Origin of the sequence: Geothrix sp. (assembly GCF_020622065.1) — a bacterium.
Classification (GTDB): Bacteria; Acidobacteriota; Holophagae; order Holophagales; family Holophagaceae; genus Geothrix.
The window spans coordinates 635,583-659,775 of the sequence record NZ_JAHRYQ010000002.1 but is presented as its reverse complement, the minus strand read 5'-3'; the positions used below and the strand labels follow the sequence as shown (position 1 = coordinate 659,775).

At 65.9% G+C, this 24,193-nt stretch carries 32 protein-coding genes, 2 tRNA genes and 1 riboswitch; of the genes, 8 read left to right on the top strand and 26 right to left on the bottom strand.

Annotated elements, in window-relative coordinates:
* The first annotated feature begins 126 nt into the window (after window positions 1-126).
* Both QZ647_RS12510 and QZ647_RS12505 read left to right on the top strand, forming a co-directional pair.
* Window positions 127-1,590 (top strand): PLP-dependent aminotransferase family protein, encoded by a 1,464-nt coding sequence (locus tag QZ647_RS12510; RefSeq protein WP_291272486.1) that lies wholly within the window; start codon window positions 127-129, stop codon window positions 1,588-1,590.
* Between the two features lie 46 nt (window positions 1,591-1,636).
* On the top strand, window positions 1,637-2,737 hold the full coding sequence (locus QZ647_RS12505) for a branched-chain amino acid aminotransferase (protein ID WP_366526189.1): 1,101 nt from the start codon (window positions 1,637-1,639) through the stop codon (window positions 2,735-2,737).
* Between the two features lie 65 nt (window positions 2,738-2,802).
* Here the strand turns inward: QZ647_RS12505 and QZ647_RS12500 are convergent, their stop codons facing one another.
* Complete coding sequence (locus QZ647_RS12500; protein ID WP_291272484.1) at window positions 2,803-3,948, bottom strand: DUF4382 domain-containing protein; 1,146 nt, start codon at window positions 3,946-3,948, stop codon at window positions 2,803-2,805.
* Between the two features lie 134 nt (window positions 3,949-4,082).
* On the opposite strand from QZ647_RS12500, the gene QZ647_RS12495 reads away from it, so the two are divergent.
* On the top strand, window positions 4,083-4,436 hold the full coding sequence (locus tag QZ647_RS12495) for a cytochrome c3 family protein (RefSeq protein ID WP_291272483.1): 354 nt from the start codon (window positions 4,083-4,085) through the stop codon (window positions 4,434-4,436).
* 80 nt (window positions 4,437-4,516) lie between these two features.
* Here the strand turns inward: QZ647_RS12495 and QZ647_RS12490 are convergent.
* A tRNA-Ser gene (locus QZ647_RS12490) sits at window positions 4,517-4,606 on the bottom strand.
* A gap of 83 nt (window positions 4,607-4,689) precedes the next feature.
* On the opposite strand from QZ647_RS12490, the gene QZ647_RS12485 reads away from it, so the two are divergent.
* A tRNA-Ser gene (locus tag QZ647_RS12485) sits at window positions 4,690-4,782 on the top strand.
* Window positions 4,783-4,859: 77 nt separating this feature from the next.
* Here QZ647_RS12485 and radC read toward each other — a convergent pair.
* From radC to QZ647_RS12465, 4 genes are all read right to left on the bottom strand, one after another.
* Window positions 4,860-5,540 (bottom strand): DNA repair protein RadC, encoded by a 681-nt coding sequence (radC, locus tag QZ647_RS12480; protein ID WP_291272482.1) that lies wholly within the window; start codon window positions 5,538-5,540, stop codon window positions 4,860-4,862.
* 72 nt (window positions 5,541-5,612) lie between these two features.
* The gene (locus QZ647_RS12475) at window positions 5,613-6,056 is read right to left on the bottom strand and encodes a hypothetical protein (RefSeq protein ID WP_291272481.1); all 444 of its coding nucleotides are present in this window, start codon (window positions 6,054-6,056) and stop codon (window positions 5,613-5,615) included.
* Window positions 6,056-6,559 (bottom strand): hypothetical protein, encoded by a 504-nt coding sequence (locus tag QZ647_RS12470; RefSeq protein WP_291272480.1) that lies wholly within the window; start codon window positions 6,557-6,559, stop codon window positions 6,056-6,058. The genes QZ647_RS12475 and QZ647_RS12470 overlap by 1 nt, the downstream gene beginning before the upstream one ends.
* 9 nt (window positions 6,560-6,568) lie before the next feature.
* A complete protein-coding gene (locus QZ647_RS12465) occupies window positions 6,569-6,883 on the bottom strand; it encodes a helix-hairpin-helix domain-containing protein (protein ID WP_291272479.1) in 315 nt (104 codons plus the stop codon).
* Between the two features lie 256 nt (window positions 6,884-7,139).
* Window positions 7,140-7,227: riboswitch (S-adenosyl-L-homocysteine riboswitch) on the top strand.
* 62 nt (window positions 7,228-7,289) lie between these two features.
* Between QZ647_RS12465 and ahcY the strand changes: the two genes are divergently transcribed.
* On the top strand, window positions 7,290-8,687 hold the full coding sequence (ahcY, locus tag QZ647_RS12460) for an adenosylhomocysteinase (RefSeq protein ID WP_291272478.1): 1,398 nt from the start codon (window positions 7,290-7,292) through the stop codon (window positions 8,685-8,687).
* Between the two features lie 71 nt (window positions 8,688-8,758).
* On the opposite strand, the gene QZ647_RS12455 is transcribed toward ahcY, so the two are convergent.
* Window positions 8,759-9,637, bottom strand: coding sequence for a caspase family protein (locus QZ647_RS12455; RefSeq protein WP_291272477.1), 879 nt, complete (start codon window positions 9,635-9,637; stop codon window positions 8,759-8,761).
* A gap of 210 nt (window positions 9,638-9,847) precedes the next feature.
* On the opposite strand from QZ647_RS12455, the gene QZ647_RS12450 reads away from it, so the two are divergent.
* Window positions 9,848-10,378, top strand: a complete 531-nt coding sequence (locus QZ647_RS12450) for a DUF4337 domain-containing protein (protein WP_291272476.1) — start codon at window positions 9,848-9,850, stop codon at window positions 10,376-10,378.
* Complete coding sequence (locus tag QZ647_RS12445; RefSeq protein ID WP_291272475.1) at window positions 10,378-10,821, top strand: NUDIX hydrolase; 444 nt, start codon at window positions 10,378-10,380, stop codon at window positions 10,819-10,821. The genes QZ647_RS12450 and QZ647_RS12445 overlap by 1 nt, the downstream gene beginning before the upstream one ends.
* Window positions 10,822-10,825: 4 nt before the next feature.
* Here the strand turns inward: QZ647_RS12445 and QZ647_RS12440 are convergent, their stop codons facing one another.
* Window positions 10,826-11,347: a DUF4199 domain-containing protein gene (locus QZ647_RS12440; protein ID WP_291272474.1), complete on the bottom strand. Its 522-nt coding sequence runs from the start codon at window positions 11,345-11,347 to the stop codon at window positions 10,826-10,828.
* Window positions 11,344-11,847, bottom strand: coding sequence for a DinB family protein (locus tag QZ647_RS12435; protein ID WP_291272473.1), 504 nt, complete (start codon window positions 11,845-11,847; stop codon window positions 11,344-11,346). Before QZ647_RS12435 ends, QZ647_RS12440 begins: the two co-directional genes overlap by 4 nt.
* Before the next feature lie 42 nt (window positions 11,848-11,889).
* Here QZ647_RS12435 and QZ647_RS12430 point away from each other — a divergent pair, with 42 nt between their 5' ends.
* Window positions 11,890-12,801, top strand: coding sequence for a glutaminase (locus QZ647_RS12430; RefSeq protein WP_291272472.1), 912 nt, complete (start codon window positions 11,890-11,892; stop codon window positions 12,799-12,801).
* 13 nt (window positions 12,802-12,814) lie between these two features.
* Here QZ647_RS12430 and QZ647_RS12425 read toward each other — a convergent pair whose 3' ends face one another.
* The 17 genes from QZ647_RS12425 to QZ647_RS12345 all read right to left on the bottom strand — a co-directional run bounded on the left by QZ647_RS12425 (window position 12,815) and on the right by QZ647_RS12345 (window position 23,946).
* A complete protein-coding gene (locus tag QZ647_RS12425; protein WP_291272471.1) occupies window positions 12,815-13,138 on the bottom strand; it encodes a hypothetical protein in 324 nt (107 codons plus the stop codon).
* A gap of 69 nt (window positions 13,139-13,207) precedes the next feature.
* Window positions 13,208-13,594 (bottom strand): hypothetical protein, encoded by a 387-nt coding sequence (locus QZ647_RS12420; RefSeq protein ID WP_291272470.1) that lies wholly within the window; start codon window positions 13,592-13,594, stop codon window positions 13,208-13,210.
* 49 nt (window positions 13,595-13,643) lie between these two features.
* Window positions 13,644-14,627 (bottom strand): 23S rRNA (adenine(1618)-N(6))-methyltransferase RlmF, encoded by a 984-nt coding sequence (rlmF, locus tag QZ647_RS12415; RefSeq protein WP_291272469.1) that lies wholly within the window; start codon window positions 14,625-14,627, stop codon window positions 13,644-13,646.
* Between the two features lie 28 nt (window positions 14,628-14,655).
* The gene (locus QZ647_RS12410) at window positions 14,656-15,057 is read right to left on the bottom strand and encodes a hypothetical protein (protein WP_291272468.1); all 402 of its coding nucleotides are present in this window, start codon (window positions 15,055-15,057) and stop codon (window positions 14,656-14,658) included.
* A gap of 102 nt (window positions 15,058-15,159) precedes the next feature.
* Window positions 15,160-15,729 carry a hypothetical protein gene (locus QZ647_RS12405; protein WP_291272467.1) on the bottom strand — a complete coding sequence of 190 codons (570 nt, stop codon included), beginning with the start codon at window positions 15,727-15,729 and terminating at the stop codon, window positions 15,160-15,162.
* 9 nt (window positions 15,730-15,738) lie between these two features.
* Window positions 15,739-16,287 carry a dihydrofolate reductase family protein gene (locus QZ647_RS12400; RefSeq protein WP_291272466.1) on the bottom strand — a complete coding sequence of 183 codons (549 nt, stop codon included), beginning with the start codon at window positions 16,285-16,287 and terminating at the stop codon, window positions 15,739-15,741.
* A 31-nt stretch (window positions 16,288-16,318) separates the two neighbouring features.
* The gene (locus QZ647_RS12395; protein ID WP_291272465.1) at window positions 16,319-16,849 is read right to left on the bottom strand and encodes a GNAT family N-acetyltransferase; all 531 of its coding nucleotides are present in this window, start codon (window positions 16,847-16,849) and stop codon (window positions 16,319-16,321) included.
* 28 nt (window positions 16,850-16,877) lie between these two features.
* On the bottom strand, window positions 16,878-17,429 hold the full coding sequence (locus QZ647_RS12390; protein ID WP_291272464.1) for a GNAT family N-acetyltransferase: 552 nt from the start codon (window positions 17,427-17,429) through the stop codon (window positions 16,878-16,880).
* Between the two features lie 135 nt (window positions 17,430-17,564).
* Window positions 17,565-18,098, bottom strand: coding sequence for a flavin reductase family protein (locus QZ647_RS12385; protein WP_291272463.1), 534 nt, complete (start codon window positions 18,096-18,098; stop codon window positions 17,565-17,567).
* Between the two features lie 6 nt (window positions 18,099-18,104).
* A complete protein-coding gene (locus QZ647_RS12380) occupies window positions 18,105-18,644 on the bottom strand; it encodes a hypothetical protein (protein WP_291272462.1) in 540 nt (179 codons plus the stop codon).
* A gap of 53 nt (window positions 18,645-18,697) precedes the next feature.
* Window positions 18,698-19,099, bottom strand: coding sequence for a hypothetical protein (locus QZ647_RS12375; RefSeq protein WP_291272461.1), 402 nt, complete (start codon window positions 19,097-19,099; stop codon window positions 18,698-18,700).
* 21 nt (window positions 19,100-19,120) lie between these two features.
* Window positions 19,121-19,600, bottom strand: coding sequence for a hypothetical protein (locus QZ647_RS12370; RefSeq protein ID WP_291272460.1), 480 nt, complete (start codon window positions 19,598-19,600; stop codon window positions 19,121-19,123).
* A gap of 86 nt (window positions 19,601-19,686) precedes the next feature.
* Window positions 19,687-20,205, bottom strand: a complete 519-nt coding sequence (locus tag QZ647_RS12365; RefSeq protein ID WP_291272459.1) for a CarD family transcriptional regulator — start codon at window positions 20,203-20,205, stop codon at window positions 19,687-19,689.
* Between the two features lie 178 nt (window positions 20,206-20,383).
* On the bottom strand, window positions 20,384-20,770 hold the full coding sequence (locus QZ647_RS12360; RefSeq protein WP_291272458.1) for a VOC family protein: 387 nt from the start codon (window positions 20,768-20,770) through the stop codon (window positions 20,384-20,386).
* A gap of 84 nt (window positions 20,771-20,854) precedes the next feature.
* Window positions 20,855-21,262, bottom strand: a complete 408-nt coding sequence (locus tag QZ647_RS12355) for a DUF3788 family protein (protein ID WP_291272457.1) — start codon at window positions 21,260-21,262, stop codon at window positions 20,855-20,857.
* A 720-nt stretch (window positions 21,263-21,982) separates the two neighbouring features.
* The gene (locus tag QZ647_RS12350; protein WP_291272456.1) at window positions 21,983-22,579 is read right to left on the bottom strand and encodes a hypothetical protein; all 597 of its coding nucleotides are present in this window, start codon (window positions 22,577-22,579) and stop codon (window positions 21,983-21,985) included.
* Between the two features lie 161 nt (window positions 22,580-22,740).
* Window positions 22,741-23,946 carry a kelch repeat-containing protein gene (locus QZ647_RS12345; protein ID WP_291272455.1) on the bottom strand — a complete coding sequence of 402 codons (1,206 nt, stop codon included), beginning with the start codon at window positions 23,944-23,946 and terminating at the stop codon, window positions 22,741-22,743.
* Window positions 23,947-24,193: the final 247 nt, after the last annotated feature.

The following is a 24,193-nucleotide window of genomic DNA, read 5'->3' as shown; positions in this document are numbered from 1 at the left end:
TGACTGGTCTACGGTGGTCTAGGGAGGGAGCGGAACCCTCGAACCCCCGGCCAATGGTCTGTTCTGGACTGTGAATTTCGTCGTCTTTCTTTGAAACAGCTTGGGGATCGGCCCATCCTGATGGGGATGGTTCTCGATCCCACCCTCGACCCGGGCGCCTCCAGCCCCTTGTATCTGCAGCTGCAGCGGCGGCTTCGTGGCCTCATCCAGCAGGGCGAGTGGCGGCCCGGCACACGGCTGCCCGCCGTCCCCGAGCTGGCCCAGCGCTGGGGGGTCCATCGCCTGACGGTCCTGAAGGCCCTGGCGGGGCTCAAGCGCACGGGCTGGATCCAGACCGTGCAGGGGCGGGGCAGCTTCGTGGCGCCGCGTCTGCCGGAAGCCCCGGGCCTGCGCTCCACCAGCGAATTCCCCTTTGAGGGCTCTCCGCTGCTGGTCCACGACGGGGAGCTGGGCTCTTGGTTGGGCGAGACCCTGGAGCGGGTCCAGGACCGGCATCTGGTGAGCTTTTCCGCGGGCTTCATCCCCTCGGACTTGCTGCCTGGCGAACAGCTCCGGCGCATCACGGCCCAGGTGCTGAAGGACCTCGGCTCCGAGGCCTGGGTCTACTCCGCCCCCGCGGGCTACGCGCCCTACCTGGACGCCGTGGGCCGCTGGCTGGCCTCGGAGGGCGAGCCCATCGACGAAGGCTGGGGCATCCGCGCCATCCCCGGGGCGCAGTCCGGCCTGGCCCTGGCCCTGGAATCCTTCACGGTGCCCGGCGACCGCGTGCTGGTGGAAAGCCCCTGCTATGTGGGCATCCTGGCCCTCATCCGCGCCCTGGGCCGCGAGGCTGTGCCCGTACCCGTGGACCGTCAGGGCCTGGATCCGGAGCGCCTGGCCTCGGCCCTCCAGCGCAGCGAGGCCAAGCTGCTCTTCACGGTGCCCAGCTTCCACAACCCCACGGGCATGACCCAGTCCAAGGCCCGCCGGGAGCGGGTGCTGGCGCTGACGCGGGCCCACGGCGTGATTCTCGTGACGGATTCGGCGTATGGCGATCTGCGCTTCTCCGGAAACTCCCTGCCGCCCTTCCGGCGGCTCGAAGGCGCCGACCATGTCATCCACCTGGGGAGCTTCTCCAAATCGCTGGCGGCCGGCCTGCGCCTGGGCTACCTCATCGCCAGGGACGACCTGCTCCGACGCATGGCCCCCATCCAGGAAGTTCAGACCATCGCCCAGCCGCCGCTCATGCAGGCGGTGGTGGCCCGCTTCCTCGACACGGGTGGCTTCCGCCGCCATCTGGCCCGCGTGCGCCGCGCCCTCAAGGAGCGCCGCGACGCCATGGTCGAGGCCCTGGCCGAGCATTTCCCCGGGGGCACCCAGGTCTCCGAGCCGAAAGGCGGCATGCACCTGTGGGTGGTGATGCCCGAAGGCTACTCGGCCCTCGATCTGCACCGCGATGCCCTGCAGCACGGCATCGGGTTCGCGCCGGGCCCCCTCTTCTTCGCCGACGGCCGGGGCACCAACTGTCTCCGCCTGAACTTCTCCACGCACGACCCCGCGACCACCCGGGACGCCATCGCGCGCCTGGGTCAACTGATCCACCGGGCCTGACCCGGACCTGGCCATCCCCCTCCAAGGAGCACCCATGAGCACTGCGATGTCCACTCCCACCCTCGAGATCCGCCCCTCGGATCATGCCGCCAGTCCCGAGCAGCGCGCCAAGCTCATGACCAACCTCCGCTTCGGGCAGGTGTTCTCCGACCACATGGTGGTGATCCCCTACAAGGAAGGCCAGGGCTGGGGCAAGGGCGTGCTGAAGGCCTACGGCCCCATCGAGATGTCTCCGGCGTCTTCCGTGCTGCACTACGGCCAGGCCATTTTCGAGGGCTTCAAGGCCTACAAGCAGAAGGACGGTAGCATCGCCTCCTTCCGGCCCGAGGCCAATGCCCAGCGCTTCAACAAGTCCGCCGCCCGCCTGGCCATGCCCGAACTGCCGGAGGCCCGCTTCCTGGAGGCCGCCAAGGCCCTGATCACGCAGGACCAGGCCTGGGTGCCCGGCGCCGTGGGCGAGAGCCTCTACATGCGCCCCCTCATGATCGGCACCGAGGCCGCGCTGGGCGTCCACGCCAGCAACGAGTACCTCTTCCTTCTGATGGCCTGCCCCAGCGGCGCCTACTTCCCCGCCGGCGTGAAGCCGGTGACGGTCTGGATCTCCGATGAATATGTCCGCGCCGCGCCCGGTGGCACTGGCTTCGCCAAGTGCGCCGGCAACTACGCGGCCAGCCTCGTGGCCCAGAGCCAGGCCAAGGATCAGGGCTGCGACCAGGTGGTGTGGCTCGACGCCATCCACCGCGAGTACATCGAGGAGATGGGCGGCATGAACATCTTCTTCGTCTACCAGGAGAAGGGCGAGACGGTCGTGGTCACGCCCGAGCTCACCGGCACCCTGCTGCCCGGCATCACCCGCGACAGCCTGCTGCAGCTGGCCCGCGAGCAGGGCTTCCGCGCAGAGGAGCGCAAGATCAGCGTGGCCGAGTGGAAGGCCGCCGTGGCTGAAGGCCGCATGACCGAAGCCTTTGCCTGCGGCACTGCTGCCGTCATCACGCCCGTGGGCCAGGTGAAGTCCCGGCAGGGCGAGTGGACCATCCACAACGGCGAGACCGGCCCCGTGGCCGCCAAGCTCCGCGAAGCCCTCCTCAACCTCCAGCACGGCCTCGCGCCCGACCCCCACGGCTGGATGAAGAAGATCGTCGGCTAGCACCGATCGTCGAGCACGGAAACGCCCGCCGCAAGGCGGGCGTTTCTCTGGTTGCTGCCGGGACTTCAGGGGTAGGTGAGTACGGTGCTTGCGGTGCCGCCGGCGCTCACCAGCAACTGGGTGGCGCTGGTCTTCATGACCGGCGCGCCCCCCGAGGTGCTGCGCTGGGCCGTGACGCCGTAGGCGCCTGGGGCGAGGCCGAGGAACCCGGCCTGGTCCTGGGCCACGCCCGTGGCCACGGTCTGGGAGCGGACGATGAGGACCTGGGAACCCCCCAGGCCCGTCGCAAGCGTCTGCCGCAGCTCGCCCCAGGTGCCCTGGGTGGCGGTGGAGGCGGGCGTGACCGTGAGGGTGAGGGAGCCGGGGGTCTGAGGAGTGCTGAAGGAGAGGTCCGCGGCGTAGCTGGTGGCGGCCGTCGCGTTCACGGAAGTCGCAGCGGCGGGGTAGGCGCTGAGGGAGCCCACAGGCTGGGCCACGAGGAACCAGAGGCCGCCGGCGGGCAGGGCCTCGAGGGCGTAGTTGCCGGCGGCGTCCGTGAAGGCCCGGCGCTGGAGCGTGGCCAGGCCACTGCCATCCACCGTCTCCGCGAACACCTCCACGCCGGTCAGCGGGGTAGACCCGGCACTGAGGTGCCCCGTGATGCGGGCCGTGGCGCCCATGTCGAAAGCGCGGCCCGTGGCCTGGAAGGTATAGGTAGAGGCACTGCCGGCGTGGGATTGCACCATCTGCTGCCCGTTCAGCATGATCTGGGCCGTGACATTCCCGTTGGCGGGCACGGTCACGGGGCCGCTCACCACCGTGGCGGCGGGCATGGCGAGGGATTGCTCGATTCCGCCACTCGAGATGAGGTATGCCGCCACATGGGAGACGGACTGATAGTTGACGGTGGCCCAGGTGAGCCGGAACTGCGCGTAGGTGGCGGCCGTCACGGACTTGGCCGGCAGGACCAGGGTGCTGCCTCCGCCCTGCAGGGCCAGGAGGTCGAAGGTGGCCTTGATGTCGCCGAGGGGGACCCAGGTGCCGCCGTCGACGGAGGCCTCCACCTTTTCAAGGCTCACGATGGCCTGACTGAAGCCGGGGAAACTGTCGGCACCGAGGCGGAGGGTCAGGGTGCCGCTGGGGGAGGTCCGGTTGCCGCCGCCGCCGCCACCGCCGCAGGCCAGCGTCAGTCCCAGGGAAACGAGGGCGACCAGGATGGGGCGTAGGCGCATCGGAGGCTCCGGAAAGGGGGTCCAGTCTCCAGTCTAGACTGGGCTGCCCTTTCGGCAGCATTACCGACCTGTCGGTTGGGTGAAGATGCGGAGCCGGTGGCGTAGTCTGAGGGCCTCTTTCCGAGGAGGAATCCATGGTTCCGATCCGTTCTCTGCTGGTGGGCTTCGCGCTGGGCGCCTGTGTGCTCTCGGCTGCAGGCCCGACTCCCATTGGGGCCGCTGCCTGCAAGATGTGCCACAAGGTCCAGTTCGAATCCTGGAACGCCTCCAAGCACGCCAAGCTCAACCCCGTGCTGGATTGCGAGGGCTGCCATGGCCCGGGCAGCGAGTACAAGGCCGTGAAGGTGATGAAGGACCCCGCCGCCGCCAAGAAGGCGGGCCTGATCATGCCGGACAAGGCGCAATGCACCACCTGCCACGGCAAGAAGAAGGTGTCGGTCTTGACCGATGCGATGTTCGCGAAGGTGCACGCGCACAAGAAGAAGTAGGCAGGCCCACCTGCCAACAGGTCTGTGATTTCGAACCCCGCTCCCCATTGACGAAAGAAGCCGCCTGGCGGCGGCTTCGATGGCGGAGGGAGCGGGATTCGAACCCGCGGTGAGTTCACACCCACGACGGTTTTCAAGACCGTTGCCTTAAACCGCTCGGCCATCCCTCCGTGCCTTCATCTTGAAGGCGGGACGCGGTTCCCGGCAAGAAGCCTTGTGCCGGAACCGACCCAACGGTAATCTGGAAAGCCTTGGAGAGATGCCGGAGTGGCCGATCGGGCTCGCCTGCTAAGCGAGTGTATTGGGTAAACCAGTACCGGGGGTTCGAATCCCCCTCTCTCCGCCACTGAAGCCGCCGCCAGGCGGCTTCTTTTTGTGGCAGCGGGAGGGCGATCCGAAATCACGGAATCGCCGGCTTGGCCGTCAGCCTCGCTGGTCCCACCCCTCCGCCGCCCGGAAGCTGTGGTAGCGGTCGTGGCCGAGGATGAGGTGGTCGGCGAGGGGTACGCCCAGGGATTCGCCGGCGGCGAGGAGGCGGCGGGTGAGCTGGGTGTCTTCGCGGCTCGGGGTGGGGTCGCCGCTGGGGTGGTTGTGGAAGGCCAGGGCGGTGGTGGCGCCGTAGCGCAGCGCTTCGCGGAAGAATTCCCGTGGGCTGATGAGGGTGGCTGTGGCAGTGCCCTGGCTGAGGATGCGTTCCGCCAGCAGGTCGCCCTTGGCGTTCAGCGCGAGCAGGCCGAAGCGCTCTTCCGTCCAGCCGCGGCAGCGGGGCAGCAGGTAGGTGCCCGCGGCCCGGGGGCTGGTGATGCGCAGGCGCTCGGCGCTGCGGGAACCTCGGCGGGCGAGCTCCAGGGCGGCCCAGAGCTGCCCGGTTTTGGCGGGGCCGAGGCCCGGTTGGATCAGCCAGTCGCTGAGGCCCAGGGTCAGCAACCCAGCCAGGCCGCCCGTGCGGCCGAGCACCGCCTGTGCCAGTTCCACGGCGCTCTGCCCCTGCCGGCCCGTACCCCAGAGCAGGGCCAGGAGGTCGGCATCGGACAGCCCTTCGCCATGGCCCGCCAGCAGGCGTTCCCGAGGACGCTGGTCAGGGGATAGATCGAGGATTCGCATGCAGGGCTCCGGTCGATGGGGGCGGTGTTTGGTGGGTGCTGCGGGGCGGCGTTCCTCTGGGAGGACCGACCCTCAGCACCGGGTCCAGGCCCGCAGCAGGGGGCGGTACCGCAGGAGCTCCACGGCTCCCGAGAGCTCCAGGCGCAGGCAGAGGGCCTCCTGGCCGTGGTGGAGGAACCAGACATTGGCCGCGGCCCGGCGCTGGGGCATCACCGTGATGGGTCGCGGGCGGCCATCCCGCCACCCGCTGTCCGCCAGGCTCGGCGGGAGGGGAACAGCCGGGGGGCAGCCCCAGTCCACCCCGGCGGGGAGGCGCACGGAGATCCGCCCTTCACAGGGGCCCTGGCAGGGCTCCAGCACCACCACGCGGCGGTGGGTGGAGGCCAGGCGGAAGGCCAGATGCAGGCTGCGGCACAGCTCCGTCCGGGCGGTCCGGAGGGGCGGGCAGAGGGGCGCCGGCAGGCAGGAGGCCAGGACTTGAAAGAAGCGGGGGAGGTGGGACAGCGGCGCCGGCATCAGGCCCTCGTCCACTTCTGGCGGTCGCGGCGCCAGCGCAGCACCTGCAGGCGCCCGTGTCCCGACAGGCGCATGCACAGGGCCTCCTGGCCGTCGTTCAGGAACCAGGCACCCGCCAGCGCCGTGCGCCGGGGCGTCACCGTGAACAGCGCATGGGACTCGCCCGTGGCGGCCGCCACGCTGTCGGCATCCATGTCCGGGGGGAGGGGGATGTGGGCGGGCTTGCCCCACTTCACCCGGCGGCCGAGATGCACCGGCAGGTGTTCGCCGACTCCGCCGGCCCGGCCAAGGGCTACGGTGACATTCGTGCCCCGGGCGCGGGCCAGGGTGAAGGCCTGATCCAGGCTGCCGCGGATCTCTTGGTGCGCCGCCGCCAGCTCGGCAGCACCCGCGTCCAAGTGGAAGAGTCCCACCGCGGCCAGCACGGCGGCCACGCCCATGGCGACGGTGAGTTCCAGCAGGGAGGAGCCCTGCTGGGTGCTTCGGCGGCGGCCCGGGATCATGGCGGCCCCCTACTTTTTGGTGGCCGCGGGGCGCGGCGCGGGAGACAGGGCCAGGAAGGGCTTGAGCTTGGCGTAGGACTTCTCGCCGATGCCCTTCACATTCATCAGCTCCTCGGGCCGCTGGAAGCCACCGTGCTGCTTGCGGAAGGCCACGATGCGCTCGGCGGTCTTCTGCCCGATGCGGGGCAGCTGCATGAGCTCGGTCACCGTGGCGGTGTTGAGGTTCACCGGCCGCTGGGGGGCCCGGGGGGCGCGATCCGGCGCGGCGGAGAGGGGAAGGACCAGGGCGAGTGCCAGGGCCAGGGTGGTGAGAGGGTTGGACATGGTTGCCTCCTTTCAGGCAGGCCATTCCAATCGAGGGTTGTGCCATCTCATAAATTGTTTATTTGTATGTACATAATTTTTTACTTTAAAAAATTATGTATTGAATAAATGACAAAATTTAATACATATTAATTAATTCAAATAATTTTAATATTTATTTTTTGTCATAAAATTTCAATTAAATTATAAAATGTGACAGGTAGAGAGACTGCGAAAAATCCCCCGTGAACCCCTGTCGGAACCGCTTATCCTGGATGAGTCCGAGGAGCGCTGCAGGACTCCGCCCGCATGGCGAGGGATCTCAGGCTCGGACGCTTCCGATTCTGGAACGGCGCTCACCTCACCCCGTCCGGGGTCGATGAGGTGGGTTGCCCCGCCCGTCGTTCCCGCCCCTCGTGGAGGTCCCATGACCGTCGCCACCCAAGACTTCATCGTCGCCGATCTCGGCCTTGCCGCCTGGGGCCGCAAGGAGATCGCCATCGCCGAGGGCGAGATGCCCGCCCTCATGGCCATCCGCAAGGAATACGCCGCGAAGCAGCCCCTCAAAGGCGCGCGCATCGCGGGTTCCCTGCACATGACCATCCAGACCGCCGTGCTCATCGAAACTCTGAAGGCCCTGGGTGCCGAGGTGCGCTGGGCCAGCTGCAACATCTTCAGCACCCAGGATCACGCCGCTGCAGCCATCGCCGCGGGCGGCACGCCGGTCTTCGCCGTGAAGGGCGAGACCCTGCCCGACTACTGGGACTACACGCACCGCATCTTCGATTTTGAGGCCGGCGCGAACATGATCCTGGACGACGGCGGTGACGCCACCCTGCTGCTGCACCTGGGCGCCCGCGCCGAGCAGGACATCCATGTGCTGGATCACCCCGACAGCGAGGAGGCCACCGTGCTCTTCGCCGCCATCCGCAAGCGCATCGCCGAGAAGCCGGGCTGGTACGCAACGCAGCTTGCCAAGGTCCAGGGCGTGACGGAAGAGACCACCACCGGCGTGCACCGGCTGTATGAGATGGCCAAGAAGGGCGAGCTGAAGTTCCCCGCCATCAATGTCAACGACAGCGTCACCAAGAGCAAGTTCGACAATCTGTACGGCTGCCGCGAATCCCTGGTGGACGCCATCAAGCGCGCCACCGATGTGATGGTCGCCGGCAAGGTCGCCGTGGTCTGCGGCTACGGCGATGTCGGCAAGGGCAGCGCCCAGGCCCTGCGCGCACTGTCGGCCCAGGTGTGGGTCACCGAGATCGATCCCATCTGCGCCCTGCAGGCGGCCATGGAGGGCTACCGCGTGGTCACCATGGACGAAGCCTGCGACAAGGCCGACATCTTCGTGACCGCCACGGGCAACTTCCATGTGATCACCCACGACCACATGGCCCGCATGAAGCACAACGCCATCGTCTGCAACATCGGCCACTTCGACAGCGAGATCGATGTCGCGGGCATCGAGAAGTACCAGTGGGAGGAGATCAAGCCCCAGGTGGACCATGTGATCTTCCCCGACGGCCACCGCATCATCCTGCTGGCCAAGGGCCGCCTGGTGAACCTGGGCTGCGGCACGGGCCACCCCAGCTATGTGATGAGCAGCAGCTTCGCCAACCAGACCCTGGCCCAGATCGAGCTGTGGACGAAGAAGAGCGACTACCCCGTGGGCGTCTACACCCTGCCCAAGCACCTGGACGAGCAGGTGGCGCGCCTGCAGCTGCAGACGCTGAACGCCCGGCTCTCGACCCTGCGCCCCGACCAGGCCAAGTACATCGGGGTGCCGGTCGAAGGCCCGTACAAGGCTGACCACTACCGGTACTAGGCTGAAGCGCTGCGCGTTTCCGCAAACAGGGCGCCGAAAGGCGCCCTGTTCATGTCAGGTGGGAATCCCGGTCAGGTCGGCATGTCCGTGGGCAGGGGCGCCACATTGGCAGGCACTGCTTCGGCCTTCATGACGGCGTGACGGGTGACGGCCTCGCAGTCCAGCTGCGGCGTCTGCGTGAAGTGGGCGACGCCGAGGTCCGAGCGGATCTTGGCGAGCACCTTGGCACGGGAGAGGTGGTTGCCGCTGGCCCGGGCCTCCCGGCAGAAGTGGTAGGTGAAGGCGCCGTGCCAGGCCCCGTCGAGGAAGGCATCCGCGGCGGTCTGGTTCTGCTTGCAGGCGGTCCAGAGGATGTGGTGCGACAGGCCCTTTTCCAGCAGCTTCTGGTGGGCGGGACGGGCGTGGCGGTATTCGATGTCTCGGAAGGCTTCAATAGACGGCGGCGGCAGGTAGCGGGGCCGGCGGTCCATCAGCAGATCCGCGGCCCGGAGCCCCGTGCCGCTGTGGCAGGTGTCGAGCAGCACCTCGAGGATCACGGTCGAGGGCAGCTGCACGAACAGGTCGTGGAGCTCGTCATCCACGATGAGGTGATCGCGGTCCCACTGGGGCCCGCTCGGGGCCAGGTCGTGCGGGCAGAAGGCCTCGTCCGCCCGGTCGAATTCATCGAGATTCAGGTCGGGCACCTGCGTGCCATGACCGGAGAAGGTGAAGACCAGATGGTCGTACCGGCCGGCCAGCGCGCCCTCCACCATGCGCTTCAGCTCGTGCATGATGTTGGCCTTCGTGGCGGCTTGATCGGACAGCCGGGTGATGTCGGAATCCTCGAAGCCCAGCAGATCCTTCAGCAGCGACGCCATGTCCTGGGCATCGTTGACGCAGCCGCTCAGAGTGGCCGAGGGGAAGTGCTGATACTGGTTGATCCCGATGCAAAGCGCTGTGCGGTGGAGCATGGAAACCTCCTTGGCTTCGCCCGGGGCGCATGGGGCACGGGGAACTTGCTCGTCGTGGCAACGGAGGGCACGCGCCGGATCAGGGGAGGACTGCGGCACACCACGCACATCCCAGATGGCTCCAGCACCTACGATAGGCCGCACGGGAGCTGGGGCAAGCGCCGGGTCGCGGTTCCATGGAATGATGAAGCCTTGTTGCGGCGGAGTCCCATGAGCGATGAGAAGAAGGAACCCTGGCTGAACCTGTTGGCCCTGACCACGGTGGTGCTGGCCGTCTGCGCGACCCTGGCGACCTTCAAGGGGGGCGGCTATTCCACCCGCGCCGTGCTGAGTCAGAGCCAAGCGTCGGATCAGTGGGCCTACTACCAGGCCAAGGGCATCAAGGGGAACCTCTATGAGCTGGAGGCCCTCCGGCTCAGGCGCGAGCTGCAGTTGGCACCGAAGGCGGCCCTGCCGCTGCTGGAGCAGAGCCTCGCGGATGTGGAGAAGAAGACGGCGAAATACGAAGGCGAGAAGGCGGAGATCCAGAAGGAGGCTCGGCGCTTCGAGGCGGTGAAGACTGAGGCGCAGGGCCACGGCACGGCCTTCGGTCTGGCGGTGATCTTCCTTCAGATCGCCATCCTCCTCTCCTCCATCGCTGCCCTCCTGAAGCAGAAGCCGGTCTACTACCTGGGCCTCGCCGTGGGGGTCGTGGGCCTCGTCTACTTCATCAACGGCTTCTTCCTCTTCCTCCCCGCCTGATGTGGGCCCTCACGGTCGCCGCCGTCATCGAACGGGAGGGGCGCTTCCTCTTCGTCGAGGAGCCTGACAAAGTCACGGGCCTGCCCGTGATCAACCAGCCGGCGGGCCATGTGGAGCCGGGTGAAGCGCTCCTTGACGCCGTGCGCCGGGAAGTGCGCGAGGAGACGGGCCTGGCCTTCACGCCCCAGGCCATCGTGGGCCTCTATCCGCTGAAGGCGGCCAACGGGAAGGACTACTTCCGGGTGTGCTTCATCGGCACGGTGCCCGCTGGATGCGAGGCCGCGCCCGAAGATCCCGACATCCTCCGCTGCCACTGGCTCACCCGTGCGGAACTGGCCGCCGCTCCGCTGCGTTCGGGCTGGGTGCTGCGCTGCCTGGACGACGCCCTTGCGGGCCGGCGCTTCCCGCTCGATCTCGTGGCGGCGATCCGGAACGAACGCTGAGGCCCTAGCGCTTCCGGTACCAGGCCGCGGCCACCAGGGAGGTGAAGAGGCCCGTGATCCAGGTGCCCAGGGCGCCCGCGAAGGCGCTGCCCAGGGGCTTCTGCATGGGGGCCTGGGCCTTCACCACGGCCTCGATCTGCTCGGGGCTCAGACCCTGCTTCGCCATCTGGATCCGGCCCAAGGCCTCCAGTTCGGCGAAGTAGCTGGGGAACACCACCATCGTGAAGAGGAGGCTGGCCATGAAGATGATCATCGAGGCGATGACCGAGGCCCCCACGCCGTTCTGCACCTGGCGCAGGTAGCCCGCGGTGGGGGCCGTCTTGCGGAGCATCCACACCAGCACCACGATCTGGAGGGGGATGACCAACCAGAAGAGGAAGAGCAGGTTGGGGTGCCGGTACCAGCCCGTGAAGCCCATGGTGAAGGTCCACAGGGCCACCAGGACGCCCAGCAGGGCACCGGCCCGGAGGGGGGTCAGCAGCGCTTCGTCGGGAGCGGGTGTGGGGGTGCTGCGCGGATCGGTCATCGCTGCTCCAGCAGGTCGGCCACGGCCATGGCTCCGGCGCTGGCCGGATCGCCCGTGAGGGCACGGCGCAGGTAGCCTGCCTGGCCCAGATGAAAGGCCAGGTGTGTGGCCAGGTGCATCAGGAAGATCCCCGTGGGGGGGTGGTGGGGGCCCACCGGGACCGGGAAGGGGGCCGCCTGGACATCTGGGGTCAGGGCCGTCAGGCCCGCCTCCACCGCGGCGAGGGCGGCTTCCAGCTCCGCGACGACGGATGCCCGGGTGCCCTCCCGCTGGGCGAATTCCCGTTCGCGCTGGCGGGCGTAGCCCGTTCCGCCCAGCACGGCGCCCACGAAGTGCTGCAGGTTGCCTGAGAGGTGGAGGGCCAGGTTGCCCGCGCTATTGGCGATGCCCGGCACCGTGCGCCAGAGCGCCGCGTCGTCGGGGAACAGCCCGACCTCGCGGATGAAGCAGCGCAGGTCGCGGCGGAACAGGGGCAGGAGGTCGGTGGCGAGGGGCGTCATGGGGACCATCCTAAACCCGAAGGCCTGTGGGATTCTGGGGGCATGGATCTTCAAGCCCTCCTCGATGACCTGGCCGCCGAGGCCGCGCCGTTTGCGGCGCAAGGCAAGGTGGCGGACTACATTCCGGCCCTCGCGGCGGTGGATCCCGCGCGGTTCGGGATCGCCCTGGCCACGGTGGACGGGCAGCTCCTCGGCAGCGGTGACTGGCGCGCGCCCTTCTCCATCCAGAGCGTGTCCAAGGCCTTCTCGCTGGCCCTGGTGCTGGCCGGAGATGGCGAGGCCCTGTGGAGGCGCGTGGGCCGCGAGCCTTCGGGCAACCCCTTCAATTCACTGGTGCAGCTGGAATACGAGAAGGGGATCCCGCGCAATCCCTTCATCAACGCCGGTGCCCTCATCCTCATCGACCGCCTGCTCTCGCAAACGGGTGATTCCCTGGGCACCCTGCGAGCCTTCCTGCGCGCCGAGAGCGGCAACCCGGGGGTGGACCTGGATCCCGAGGTGGCCGCGTCCGAAGCTGCCCACGGCCACCGGAACGCGGCCCTGGCGCACTTCATGGCCAGCTGCGGCAACCTGGAGAACCCGGTGGAGCGCGTGCTCGACCACTATGTCCGGCAGTGCGCCCTCACCATGAGCTGCGCGGATCTTGCCAAGGCGGGCCTCTTCCTGGCCAACCACGGCCTGCGGGCCGACGGTTCGCGCCTGCTCACGCGCAGCGAAGCCAAGCGCATCAACGCGATCATGCTCACCTGCGGAACCTACGACGCGGCCGGCGACTTCGCCTACCGCGTGGGCCTGCCCGGCAAGAGCGGCGTGGGCGGCGGCATCCTGGCGGTGCTGCCCGAGCGCGGCGTCCTGTGCGCCTGGAGCCCCGCCCTCGACCACCACGGCAACAGCGTGGCCGGGGTGGAAGCCCTGGACCGCTTCACCACCCGCACGGGCTGGTCGGTCTTCTAACTTCCAGGCGCGCTCAGTCATTCCTGCTGCGCAGCAGCCACGCCGACCAGGCAGTGAAGAGGGCCACGGCGCCCAGGATGATGGCCAGGCGCAGCCACGGCGCCCCGTGGGCCAGGCGCTCGTCCACCCGCATCCAGGCCGTGCCCAGCCAGGCGACGGCGCCCAGCCAGAGCCCTGCGGACAGCGCGGCCTGGATCGCCGCCTTGGCGATGAAGAGCAGCACCAGGGCCGCCAGGGTCAGCGGCAGGGCCAGGGGGAAGGGCAGGTCCAGGCGCAGGGACAGGGCCCCCAGCATCAGGAGGGCGAGGCAGGCGGGAAGGCGGCGAAGGACGAACACGGAAGACCTCCGGCGGCGGATGAATCGGGCGGACTCGGCTTGAGCACTCGAGCCCGGGGCGGTCAGGCTCTAGGTGGCCGACTGGTCCAAGCTGGTCGTACCCAGGCCGGGGGTTCCAAACCGGTGCTGGTCCGCCTTCCGGGCGCTCCAGACCAGCCAGGCCGACCAGGCGGTGAACAGGGTCACGCCCATGAGGATCCCGGCCAGGCGGGACCAGGGCTCGCCGTAGGCCAGGCGCTCCTGCACCCGCAGCCAGGTCATGAACGCCCAGAGGAGCGAGCAGAACCCCATGACGCCCGCCATCAGGGCCCGGGCCTCGGCCCAGGGCACCAGGAGCCCCAGCATGAGCAGCACGGTCATGGGGACGATCATGATCAGCGGGAAGCCCAGGCGCATGAAGAGAGCGGCCAGCAGCAGCAGGGCGACCTGGGCGGGGAGGATGCGAAGGAAGGACATGGAAGCTCCGGCAATCCATAAATCATACTGAGTTGTCCGAAATATTGGATCACAACCCTTCCCACCCGCTTTGCCAAGCTTCCCGGGCCTCCGGGGACAGGAAGGTCCAGGCCACGAAGCGGCTCTGCTTCTGGCCCTGGGCCATGGGGACGGTGCGGATCTCCTGCGCTCCCGCCTGCCGCAGCGCCCGGTGGACGGCGGGCAGGCTGGCGGAGCTGGAGAGCAGGGTGGTGAACCAGAGCACCTGGGTGCCGAAGGCCCGGCTTTCTGCGACCATGCGTCGGGCGAAGCCCGCCTCGCCGCCCTCGCACCAGAGCTCGACCCCTTGGCCCCCGAAGTTGAGCAGGGGTTTGGTGGAGGTGCCGCGCCCCAGGTTGCGCCATTTCCGCTGGGTACCCTCCCGGGCCTCCCGCAGCGACCCGTGGAAGGGCGGGTTGCAGAGCGTCAGGTCGAAGCGCTCTCCGGAGCCCAGCACGCCTGCGAAGATGGCCCCCCGGTCCGGTTGCCGCCGCAGCGTGATGGCGGTCTCCAGGCCGGGATTGGCCGCCAGGATGCGCGTGGCCGAGGCCAGGGCGGCTTCGTCGATGTCCGAGCCCACAAAGGCCCAGCCATATTCGCCGTGGCCCACCAGGGGGTAGATGACATTGGCGCCCACGCCCACATCCAGGACGCGCACGCCCGGGCCCCGGGGGATCACGCTCCCGTTGGAGGCCGCCAGCAGGTCCGCTAGATGGTGCAGGTAGTCCGCGCGGCCCGGCACGGGCGGGCACAGGTAACCCGGGGGCAACTCCCAGCCGCGGATGCCATAGGCCTGGAGGAGCAGGGCCCGGTTCAGGGCCTTCACCGCCGCCGGATCTGCAAAGTCGATGGAGGGGCCGCCATGGACGGCGCGGACCACGAAGGGCGCCAGGTCTGGAGAAATCTTCACCAGCTGTGGGAAGTCATACCCCCCGGCGTGTCGATTGCGGGGGTGCAGCCCGGGCTTGGCGGGCCAGGGCGGGCTGGGGGCGGGCTTCGGGGCGCGGGATCGCATCCGGTCAGTGTCCGCCGGCGGGGGCGATTCAGGGAAGGGCCGGGGCAGTCCTGGGCGAGGGTGGGAGCGATGGCAGGGGCTCCTTGAATTCCACGAGGATCACATGGGTGTCGCTGGCGCCGATGTTCTCGCCGACGTGGATCTGCCCCTCCAGGAACACGACATCGCCCTTTTTGAAGGTCCGGGTCATGGATCTCCCGTCCGGAAAGGTCAGGCGACGGGCGAAGTCGCTGAGGGCGTAGAGCACCGAATCCGGGTGGCGATGTGCGTGGGTCCGGTCGCCGGGATGGTCCCGGAACTCCAGCACCCGCGTCCGCGCATTCTCGAGGATCACGATGTACTTCCCGGGATCGGTCTTGGCCGGGTCCTGGGCGGGGGCCGGGGAGGTGGCGAGGCAGAGGCTGATCACCAGGGCGGGAGCATGAGTCATGGGTTCTCCTCCGGACCCCTTTCGGGGTGAAGGGCTCCAACATGATCCCCCTTGGCGGCCCGTCAAGGAGGTTGGGGACCCGCGGCAGGCCCCTGGGGATCATCAGGGCTCGGCTTCGGTTTCAGGAAGGGCGCGGGTGGCCAGAAACCAGAAGGCGAAGGCCAGAAGGACCGTCAGCGTGGCCACGGTGTAGGCCAGCTTCCGCCCCTGCCACAGCCCGTCGAACCAGCGCCGGAACTCAGTGGCCAGCACATTCGCCTTCCCGCCGTAGAGCTCCAGGTCGCGCAGGTACCGCTTGGTGTCCTCGGGCTCGTAGCCGAGGGGGTTGGGCCGCCGGGGCGGGGCGGTGAGGTAGATGGCGACCGCGCTGCCCAGGCCCCCGGCCAGCAGGAGGCTGGTGATGCCGCGGATGCGGGCGAAACGGGCTTTGCGGTTCGTTCCGAGCAGGCCGGCGTGCTCCCAGCCCGAGGCTGCCGCCCGATTCGTGTCACGCTGCGTGAGGCTGGCCCGGATCCGTGCTTGGTCCTCCGCACTGACGGGGTGGCCCCGCCGGCCGAGCTCCGCCAGGGCAGCCTCCACCGCATCCGTGCGGTAGTCCGAGGGATGCTCCAGGATCCGCCGCAGGTCGGCGTCCGCGAGGGTGGGAAGGCGCGTATGGAAGGTGTCGGTCATGGGGTTGGGTCAGAGCTGGGTGGCGATCCGGTATTCACTCTGGACCAGACCGCTGGGAAAGGCTCGGGTCGCGATGTGGGTCAGCCGCACATCTCGGGGCAGGCTGCCGAAGAGGGGGATGCCCTCGCCGAGAAGCACCGGGACGCGCGTGAGGATCAGGCGGTGGATGAGTCCGGCGCGCAGGAAGGCCTGGAGGGTGATCCCGCCATCGATGTACAGGTGATGGGCACCGCTCGCGGCAAGCCTGGAGACGACCTCGGCCGGAGTGCCGGCCATGTGCTCCACGATGGCCTCGGCGCCCTCTGCACTCCTGGTGGCCGCGGCCCCATCGACAGGCCGGCTGCTCAGGACCACCACGCGCTTGTTCCCATAGGGCCATGCGCCGAAGGTCAGGACCTTCTCGAAGGTGTGACGGCCCATGACCAGCGCATCCACGCTGGCCATGAACTCGTCGTACCCGTGGGATTCGCCCCCGTCCGCCGGCAACCAGTCGAGGTCCCCGTTGGGGCGGGCGATGAAGCCATCCACGCTGGCGCCAATGAAGATCGATGCGGTCATCGGAACCTCCTTCTTTGGGTGGGCCGGGCCCTCAGCCGCCGAGGTTGCGGTAGAAGACCGTCGTGCTGCAAGGCCCGCCCTGCGGAAACAAGGCGTACCCGGGGATCTCTCCCACGCGCACCCAGCCCAGGCTTGCGTACAGCCGGGCGGCCTCGCCCCCGGTGACGGCGTCGAGCACCAGCAGCGTCCGGCCGCAGTCCCGGGCCGTGCGCTCGGCGGCTCGCATCAAGGCGGCGCCCAAGCCCTGACGGCGGGCCCGTCGATGCACCAGCATCTTCGCCAGATCGGCGCGGTGCGGCTGGTTCTCGGGCTGGTCGAGCACCAGCTGCACGGTGCCGCAGATGCCCTCGGCATCCTCGGCGATCAGCAGCGCGCGCTCTCCTGCCGCCACGCCCCGAGCGATGCGGCGCCAGAAGGCCGAGGCACGGTCCCGGGTCAGCGGCTGCATGAAGCCCACCGAGGCTCCGCCTTCGACGCAGTCGATCAGCAGGCTGGCGAGGCCGTCGATCTGCGCCTCGTCGACCGAGGTCAGGCGTCGCAGGGACCAGGCAGGTGGGGGCATGGGCGTGGCCTGAGGGAAAGGGGTGGCGTCAGGGTGTCACCCACGGAGCATCATCCACGGACACCAGGGGGAGCCTGAATCCGAAGACGGGAAGGTCCTGCTGCGAGAAGTCCAGGTCCTCCGACCGCACGAAGCCCAGCCGCTCGTAGAGCTGCCAGGCGATCCGCATCGCCTGCGTCGTGTGCAGGATGACCTGGGCGTGCCCCTTCTCCCGGGCCAGCTGGATGCAGGTCTGGGTCAAGGCCTTGCCCACGCCGAGGTTTCGGGACTTGGGGCTGACGCCGAGCAGGCGTATGCCGGAAGCATCCTTGACGGTGGTGGCCGTTCCGCCGGAGCCGTATTCGGCCATGTCGCCGAAATAGACGACACCGCCCACCAGCTCCTCCCCGGCCAGCGCCACGAGCACCCTGGCCTCCTTTTTCTGGGCAAAGCTGCCGATGTTGGCGAGCAGCTCGTAGTAGCGGGGCTGCTCGTCCGGCGTGGGGAAGCCCTCGAGGTTCGAGTACACCTCGACCATGAGCCTGCCCAGGGCATCGGCCTCGGCCTGGCGAAGGTCCCGGATGGTGAGCTGCGGGATCATGCCTGCTCCTTGCGTGATCGAAGGGTGCGCCAAGCGGTGCCCGCGTGTGGCCCCAGCCTGACGGAAGGTCCGCTCAGGTTACTGCGATCCCTGGGCGTGGATGGATGGAAAGGACCAGGACCCCCGCGGCCCTCCCTACTTCATCTTCGACTTGAGCTTGAGGTGCTCGCCCGAGACCTCGAACTCGCCCCGCCCGAGGTGGTGGATGGTGTGCGAGGGCAGGGTGGCATCCCTCCAAGCCGCAACGACTTCCAGGATGAAAAAACAATACTTGGACACCAGCCGGGTATCGACCACTCGGCACTCGAGGTTGGCGAAGCATTCGACGATGAGGGGCGCGCCGACGCGCGAAGCGGGCTTGGCTGTGAGGCCGAACCGGGCGAACTTGTCCACCCGCCGACCGGAGGTGTTGCCGCAGCCCACCACCTGCTCTGCCAGGTCTACGGAGGGAAGGTTGAGGACGCATTCCCGGGTCGCCTTCAGCAGGTCGAAGGAGTGGTTGCGATGGCTGACGACGCAGCCGACCAGCGGCGGCTCGAACTCCATCATGGTGTGCCAGGACAGGGCCATGATGTCGCGGTGCCCGTCGTGCGCGGTCGTGAGCAGCACCACGGGCCCGGGCTCGAGCAAGCCGTAGACCTTCGAGAGGGAAAGGGCTCGTCGGGCCATGGGCGATCAGGGTTGGCGGCGCTTGAAATGGTTGCGGCTGTAGACCGCAAAGGGCTTGCCGGCCTGCGACAGCTCGAAGGTCTCGGTGAACTCGTCGGCCGAGATCAGGTCGTAGGTCTCGCGGGCTTTCCAGGAGCTGGGGATGTTCTCGACCTGCTCGCTGTCGAAGACAAGCCTGGAAGGGGTGCTCAGGGCCGGGTTGAGCGCGTAGGTGACGACGAAGCTCTCCTGGTGGAACTGCCGGAAGAGGATGGTCTTCCGCTTTTTGTCGTGGCTGAAGAGGCTCCAGTGCTCATGGACCTCGCCCGCCTTGTTCTTGTCCTGGGGCGGGAAGGTGGAGGTGTTGCGCTCATGCACGAACTGGCCGCCCAGGATGAATTCGTAATGGCGGACGACCGTCCCCGTCCCGGGCTCGCCCGAGGCGGTGCCCTGCCAGTCCCCGACCATGAACCGCATCGGCGCCCAGGCATCGGGTTTCGGAGCCTGGACCTGGGCCCACGCGGGCCATCCGAGGAGGCAGAGCAGGGCGGCGGCGGCTTTGGTCATGGTGTCCCCAGGCGGTGGCTAGAGGTGGCGGCGGAAGGTGAGGTCAGCCGAATTCAGTGGATCCGGATCAGCGATCCGACCACGGCCGAGAGGATCTGTTCCGAGGTGGTCCGGAAAGTGATGCGGGCCCTGAACATCCGATCGCCGGAAGTGATCTGCAGCTCATAGGGCTGGATGCTCACGGCCTGGAGGTGGTCCTTGCCCAGCTTCCATCGAAGGCGGGTGAAACCTGGAGTGGCCTCCATGATCAGATCTTCCGGCTGACCGCCCATGAAGGTGACCATCCAGGGCGGGTCTCCGGCGGTGGAGGAAATCAGAACCTTCACATAGGTGGACCCGCCCTCCTTGGCGCACTCCCCCGTGATGTGAAGGTCCTTTTCCTGGTGGTATCCGGTGACGAGCGGCGTGCAACCCGCTCCCAGCAGGGCCAGGGTACCCAGGGGTGCGATTCGCATGGGCGCTCCTGCGGCAGGGTGTCAGAGGCGATAGGTGAGCGCATAGGTGAAGGGTTTCGGAAGCGCGGCCGCCTTGACCGTCACCCGCAAGGTCAGTACCCCGTGATCGACGCGAAAGACCCTCTTCCTCATCCCATCCTCGCCCATGAGAGTCTGAATCAGGTCAGCCCCTTCCATGCGGGCGGAGATCAGATACTTCTGGCCATCCGCACCGGTCCAGGGCAAGGCCAGGGCGCTGTCAGGCATGCGCTGAGGCCGGTGATCATCGCATCCAATCGTGATGTATCCGGCCGCGTGGGCAATGGTGATCCGTCGGCACACCGGATTGTTTTTCTTCAACTGGTCGCGCGCGCGGGCGCGTGCGGCGGGCCTCATGGTCGCCGTGGCCTGCTCGATGAGGGCCGGTAGATCAGGCTGAGAGGTCAGTTTCCAGGTTCCAGTCACCTGTGCCGCGAGGGGAACTCCGAGCAGGAAGGTGAAGAGAAGGGAGCGGACAGCCATGGAGGCGCCTCTGGAATGGAAGAAAGCTCAGCGTGCAACAGCAATGAACCGGTTTTTTGGGGCAGCAAGAGCGCCTGCTGGTTGAGTCAACTCGCCTGTTGGGCACTCTGGGGGATTCTGTCCCGGATATAGGAAACCACTTCTTTTGGATCAATACCCAGAACAAAGGCAAATTCTTCATAGAGCAACTTCTCGGCAATGCTCATGATCTTGGCATCAGATGTGTTTAATCGCTTGGATTTACTATTTATATTTTTCTCGATGTATAGCGTTTTAATTATTTTAATTAATTGACGGCTATCACAGGATTGTATCTTGGCAAGATAATCCTTGCAGCGATCACGGTCATTGCTGATCCAGATACTTTCTTCCTGAGGCATCATGTGAATCAAAAGGGAAACGGCCTCTTGGGTCAAGACGGGGCGAATATCGCCCTGCACTTCATCGTTCATGACGGGAATATATAAACAGGAGGATGGATCGGCCACAGGCTTGAACACATAGCATTCTTGCTCTTCCATGGTTCCAAATTTGACCGCTTGAATGCCTGTTATACGGCAAACTCCTGTTCCGCTGAAAAAAATGGGATCGTTAATTTCGAACATATCGTTACCTCCCCCTGTTTTGACAAGGGTAAACATGACTGTGAATACAGGCGGCCCGCCCGTCTTAGGGTATCAACAGGCCAGGATTTGCTGTAAGTAACATTTTGGGCCTGACCTGAGGGAACCCATGGCGATCAACGGTTCCGCGTGACGAGCCGCGGAGGCTTGGCTGCCCGGGTCATTGGCCGGCGGGCGGCTCCCAGAGCTCGACCTTGTTGCCCTCGGGATCCATGACCCAGGCGAACTTCCCGTACTCGGATTCGTCCATCGGCTCGAGCACATGGCAGCCCTCTTCCTTCAGGGCCTTGATCAGACCATGAAGGTCTTCCACCCGGTAGTTGACCATGAAGGGAGCGGTGCTCGGGGCAAAGTGGTCGCTTTCTTGCGGATCGATCAACCAGGCCGTGGTGCCCGCCACCGGCTGGCCCCCGGCGTCGGTCCAATCGAAGGCAGCCCCGCCCCAGGCCTGGACATCGATCCCCAAGTGCCGCTTGTACCAGGCCCGCAGGGCTGGAGCGTCTTTGGCCTTGAAGAAGACGCCGCCGATGCCAGTGACTCGTTTCATGGAACCTCCGATGGGGGGGTGAGAGGTGTGTGTCAGCGGCGGTCTGGGGACTGGGGCTGGTACTGAGCGGAAGGTCCGGTCGGTTTACGAGCGGGTGGTTTTGATTTCAAGCAGTGTAACGATCGATGCAAGCTCATCCGGAGAATGGATCGCGAAACGGATCCCGCGACCTTCTGCATAGGGTCTGGCCTCGAGAAGCAGCTTCTTGATCCCGTCTGGAAGCGAACTGGCGAGGGCGAGCTGGAAGGCGCGTTCACCCAGAACGACCGCCACCCAGATCCGGCCCTGGTCGGGCGTGAGGTAGAGCAGGGTTCGCTTCTTCTGCTGGAGCAGGCACATGCGGCCGAACCCCACTTTCGAAGGCTTCCAGGTCTCGGCAAGGGGCGCATGGGTTGCCTGGGCATGGCCGATGATCTTGTTCCAAGCCACCAGAGCGGGGCCCAGCACGCCCTCAAGCTCGGCCGCGCTGGGAGGGTTGGGGTTCACGGTCATACGGGGGCCTAAGGAAGGAAGCTGACCGGCCGCGCCTGGGGCGGCACAAGGGGTGGACGAGGTGGCCTCCGAGGGAGGCGGGGGGCAGGTTCGCGAAGGGCCATCAAAGTGGGATGACCTTAGCAGCCCTTTCGACCATGAGGAGGCCATCATTCAGGGTCGAAAGGGGGCCGACCCCGGATTCATGTCAATGGCGGCTCTTGACGCAAACCCCGCAACCTCTGGTTTGCAGGTCCTGGATGCGGCCTAACCTCCGTGTTGGAGCCCCATTCCCAAGTGACGATATGAAAAGGCGAGACAGCAACAGCCAATGAGGACTGTACCTAGACAGAAGAGAAGCCAAAGCCATCGATGTTGATGCGGCGATGCGAATCCACCGCCCCGAAGGGGAAGCGCCCAGTCAAAAACGAAAGAAAATAATCCAAAGAGCCCCCAGAACAGGCCAAAAGAAAAGCCAACAAGCGAGCCCAAGCTCTGGCGCCAAGCGGGGAGGACCATGGCGATCAGCAAGACAAAGGCAAGCAATGCAAGGGCGCTCAGTAGGCGCGCAGCCCAAACGGGTGATTCGAAAACTTTGTGCTGGGATTCCATGAAACGCCCCAACGAATGAAGTTGACTCCGCTGGCATCGAGGCGCTGAACGGAGCTGAGAAAGAAAGAAGGGAGAGGACGGAAGGACAGGCAGGCGGCATTCGAGTTGAGCGAGGAACTGGCGCAGGGTTTAAAGAAGGGAGCTGATCGCCTGTTTAGGCTTGGGGCTTCGTGAGGCCAGCAGCGCAAGAACGCCGTTGAGAAGGAAGACATAGACTACGAAAGTCGTGTTCTCAATGTTATGGATTTGAATCGACAGGAGGCTGATTCCAAAACCGAATGCGCTGACCGCATAGGCCACCCAGCTCTCGGAATGAGGATGTCGATACGACTTGATGAGGGTCGGTACGCCCGCCAGCATATCCGCCATCAATGAGAACAGCAGGGCCAGGTTCGGCTGGTCGGTCATGACCCAGAGGAGGATGCCGAGGATCGCCGCGGCCATCAGGTAGTAGTCGCGGGGCTTGCTTTTCCAATAGGCTTTCGGGTTGAAGAAAGAGGCGATGACGATGAGCAGCGGCGTCAATCCGGCGGCAAATGACACCCAGGACACACCCGCGACGCCCTGCGCCCTTTGCGCAACGAAGATGACCATCGGGAAGATTCCCCAAAGCAGCCAGGTGATGCGGTTGGGTTGGGCTTTGCCGAGGAGGGTCTCGTATAGGTAATAGAAGCCGCCGAGTGAGCCGATGATGGCGCCGATAATCGCGAAATGGTCGGGAAGCATGGACGGCCTAACGAAGGAAGCTCAGTTGACCGGGCCTGCGCCGAGATGAAAGCGGGGCCGAGGAAGCGGGAAACAGTGAGAGAGCGGAAGGCAAAGCCGGTTGGGTTCGAGTTGAGCGCAGGGTTAGGGGTGATCATGCCAACCCATAGAAACCACACTTACTACTTGATATCGAACTTGAGGATCTCGTTGCGAGCGGTCCCCTCTCCAAGCCCACCGATGGAATAGAAGATCCCGTCATTGGATAGGACGGTTGCGTGGAAAAATCGTGGCGGAACGGCCCCTTGCACCAACGAAAAACGATTGGTGGCCGGGTCAAAGATTTCATCGACCGTCACATTCTTCGCGCGGAGCGAACCGGTTTGGAGGTTGATTTGAGAAGACTCACCTCCAGAGATGTAAACTCGACCATCCGGCAGGGGCGTCGCGCGGAAATTGTGACGAGCCACACTCAAGAGTGGACCGGGGCTGACGGTTCCATTGCGGGGATCATAGAGTTCTGTGGTGTTGAGTGAGCTTCGCGATACCCCATCGAAACCAACACCTCCCATGACAAGGATTCTTCCATCTGGCAGAAGGGTGCTTGCGTGAGAGTACCGAGGCGTCATGAGAGGCGTAGCCACCGTGGTCCTCTTCATCAGAGGGTCATATACCTCGACGATGTCCACAGGAGCAAGATAGGGCGTATCTTCGCGGCTTCCAAATCCACCAAGCAGAAGGACGCTTCCGTCCGAGAGGAGATGGGATGTCATCAGAGATCTATTCGTGACCGTACTTCTGACTTGTGTATGGAGCCACCCGACCGTTTCTGTTGTATTGGTGGATGGGTCAAAGACCTCACAGGTATCGTTCTGGTCCCCTGACCCTCCTGCCAAGAAAATTTTGCCATCTCGCAGGAGTGTCGCCGTGTGCTCCCAGCGGACTGTGAAGGTGTGGCCAGCCAGAACAAAATCATTGAGCGCCGGGTCAAAGTACTCGACATGTGTGAGGCGGCTGTCGACGGTACCCCCGAAAATATAGACTCGGCCGTTGGCAATTCGAGTGGCGGTATGGGTAGACCTTGCGAGATACATGGTTGGCAGAGCCATTGACTGATTGGTGGAGGGATTGAAGGTCTCGGCAGATCCCAAGTAGTCAAAAGAAGAAACTGAAGTGGTCGAATTCCCACCTGCCAGCAATATTCGGCCATCCAAGAGGGTGGTTGCAGTATGGGAATGCCTTGGCGAAAGCATCTGACCAGCAAGAATCAGGCTGGGAACTGGAGCCGGCTGGACACCTGATGGTTGGGTGCCTGAACCACCGCCCCCGCAGGCGAGCTGGGCAGCGAGCATGATGCCGCTAAAGAAAAGGGATAAGAATGACTTCATCTCACACACCTGCTTTCATGCTTGATCGGAACCAATTATGGCAAATCTGGGTTCGGGGCCATTGGGAATCGGTAAGGCCCCATCTGCCGGAGCGCCAGCCAGAGTGACTGCGGCTAAAGCGTCTTGCTCCGAGAGAAAGGGTTCCCCTGCCGTGTCATGGTTCCGCCGGGCGGTCTCGGTTTTTCGAAGCAACATGCTGCTGCCTAACGAAGGGGCCTCAGCGGATCGGGACCTGGCGCCTGGATCT